Source organism: Mycobacterium sp. UM_Kg27, assembly GCF_000972905.1.
Lineage (GTDB): Bacteria > Actinomycetota > Actinomycetes > Mycobacteriales > Mycobacteriaceae > Mycobacterium.
Window position 1 is genome coordinate 1 of the sequence record NZ_JRMM01000237.1, and the last position, 2745, is coordinate 2745.

The 2745-nt window shown below is 68.3% G+C and carries 3 protein-coding genes; all 3 read left to right on the plus strand.

Features of this window, described 5'->3' with window-relative positions; all coding sequences use genetic code 11:
• Positions 1-3: 3 nt before the first annotated feature.
• Positions 4-1692, plus strand: a complete 1689-nt coding sequence (locus tag LI94_RS20800) for a bifunctional 3-(3-hydroxy-phenyl)propionate/3-hydroxycinnamic acid hydroxylase (protein ID WP_046302422.1) — start codon at positions 4-6, stop codon at positions 1690-1692.
• Positions 1649-2578, plus strand: coding sequence for a 3-carboxyethylcatechol 2,3-dioxygenase (locus LI94_RS20805; RefSeq protein ID WP_046302423.1), 930 nt, complete (start codon positions 1649-1651; stop codon positions 2576-2578). Before LI94_RS20800 ends, LI94_RS20805 begins: the two co-directional genes overlap by 44 nt.
• Positions 2575-2745 (plus strand): FAD-dependent oxidoreductase (locus LI94_RS22745; RefSeq protein ID WP_152664902.1); only part of this gene is annotated, 171 nt, incomplete at its 3' end. The genes LI94_RS20805 and LI94_RS22745, both read left to right, overlap by 4 nt.

Genomic DNA, 2745 nt, shown 5'->3' on the forward strand with positions numbered 1-2745 from the left:
GATGTGTATAAGAGACAGGTCGTCGTGGTCGGCGCCGGGCCGGTCGGCCTGACCCTGGCCAACATCCTCGGCCTGCAAGGGATTCGCACCCTGGTCATCGAGGACCGCGACACCCTCATCGACTATCCCCGCGGGGTCGGCCTCGACGATGAGTCGCTGCGCACCTTCCAGGCGATCGGCCTGGTGGATGCTGTGCTGCCGCATACCGTCCCGAACCAGATCCTGCGGTTCTACGACGGCCGCCGGCGACTGCTGGCCGAAATGGCGCCTGCCGACGCCTGTTTCGGCTGGCCCAAGCGCAATGGATTCGTGCAGCCGCTGGTCGACGCCGAACTGCTGCGCGGCTTGGAACGCTTCGACCACGTCGAGGTGTTGTGGGGCCGGCCGATGACTGGGTGTGCTGAAACCGACGACGCGGTGGCGGTCAGCATCGGTGGCGACGGACCGGAACCCGAGACGGTGTCGGCTCGCTACGTGGTCGGGTGCGACGGCGGGCGCAGCGCCACCCGCCGGCTGATGGGAGTGTCCTTCGACGGCACCACCTCGTCGACGCGCTGGCTGGTGGTTGACATCGCCAATGACCCGCTCGGCCATCCCAACAGTGAAGTCGGCGCCGACCCGGCGCGCCCGTACGCATCGATCTCGATTGCGCACGGTATTCGCCGGTTCGAGTTCATGATCCACGCCCACGAGACCGATGAGCAGGCCGAGGATCCCGAATTCGTCGCGGCCATGCTGGCCCCGTTCCTGCCTTATCCGCACGACGTCGATGTGATCCGCCACCGGCTCTACACCCACCACTCCCGGATCGCCGGGGCCTTTCGGCGCGGGCGGCTGCTGTTGGCCGGCGACGCCGCGCATCTCATGCCGGTCTGGCAGGGCCAGGGCTACAACAGCGGGATCCGCGACGCGATGAACCTGGGCTGGAAGCTGGCCGCGGTGGTCCGGGGGCAGGCTCGGCCAAGCCTGCTGGACAGCTACGACACCGAGCGGCGCAAGCACGCCCGCGCGATGATCGACCTGTCCACGATGGTGGGCAAGGTGATCTCGCCGACCAACCGCCGCGTCGCGGGCCTGCGTGATCGGGTGATCCGGGCCGCCTCGGCGGTACCGACCCTCAAACGCTACGTCCTGGAGATGCGGTTCAAGCCGATGCCGTGCTATGAGCAGGGTGCAGTCGTCCATGACCAGCCACGGCGCCCCGATTCCCCGACCGGGACCCTGTTCATCCAGCCGCGCGTCGACACCCGCAGTGGCACAGACCTTCTCCTCGACGACGTGATCGGCACCGGTTTCGCGGTATTGGCCTGGAACAACAATCCCCGGGCGCTGCTCGGCGAGGAGGCGTTCGCGCGGTGGACGGCGCTCGGGGCGAGCTTCATCGCGGTACGGCCCTCGACCCAGCTGCACTGGACCCCGCCCGATCAGGCCGATGACCCCGCGATCACCATCATTGGCGACCGGACCGGAGAGCTGAAGGCCTGGTTCGACCGCCACAGCGAATCGGTGTTGTTCCTGCGCCCGGATCGCTGCATCGCCGCGGCCTGCATCGCCCAGCGCGCACCCGAGATGAGCACACGACTCTTTGACGTGCTGGCCGTGACCGTGCAAGGGGGTGATCGCCGCGATGACACTGGCCCTGTGCTGCATGTCCCACAGCCCACTGTTGAATCTGCCGGGACCACCCCGTGAGTTGATGGACGACATCGAGGCCGCGATCGCGCGAGCGGCGGCATTCGTCGCCGACTTCGATCCGCAGCTGGCGGTGGTGTTCGCGCCGGACCACTACAACGGCTTCTTCTTCAAGCTGATGCCGCCGTTCTGCATCGGCACCGCCGCGCAGGGCATCGGTGACTACGGTACGCACCTGGGACCGCTGGACGTACCGGCCGATCTCGCCGGTGAATGCGCCACGGCAGTGCTGGAACGCGGTGTGGACGTGGCTGTTTCGGCATCCATGGACGTCGATCATGCGGTGGTGCAGCCACTGGAGCGCCTGTTCGGCGACGCTGCGGCGTGCCCGGTGATCCCGATCTTCCTCAATGCCGTCGCCGCACCACTGGGCCCGATACACCGCGCTCGTGCGCTCGGCGCCGCGGTGGGCGAGTTCCTGGCCGGACTGGACCTGCGGGTGCTGGTGGTGGGATCCGGTGGGCTCTCGCATGATCCGCCGCTTCCGACGCTGGCGACCGCACCGCCGGTCACCCGGGACCGGATCCTGAACGGCACCGCCATGAGCGCCGAGCAGCGCCAAGCCCGCCAAGACGCGGTGATCGCCGCGGCCCGCGACTTCGCAGCCGGGACGAACGACCTCGCCCCGCTGAACCCCGAATTCGACCAGCGGTTCCTGTCGATCGTGGACAGCGGCCGCCTCGATGAACTCAACGACTGGTCCAATGCGTTCATCACCGAGTCCGGCGGTGGATCGGCACACGAGATCCGCACCTGGGCAGCCGCTTTCGGCGCACTGGCCACTCAGGGTGAATATCGCACCACCTACCGCTACTACCGGCCGGCCCCAGAACTGATCGCCGGGTTCGCCATCCGCGTGGCACAACCGGATGAGGTGCGCGGGTGACCGGCACGGATCACGTCGTCGACGTACTCGTCATCGGTTCGGGTGGCGGCGGGATGACTGCGGCGCTGGCCGCCGACGGCCGCGGCCTCGACACGTTGGTGGTGGAGAAGTCGCGGTACTTCGGCGGCTCCACCGCGCTGTCCGGCGGCGGCATCTGGGTCCCCGGG

Bases quoted from the DNA above. Each gene is read 5' to 3' on its own strand.
- LI94_RS20805 (WP_046302423.1), top strand. From the start codon at position 1,649: ATGTCCCACAGCCCACTGTTGAATCTGCCGGGACCACCCCGTGAGTTG.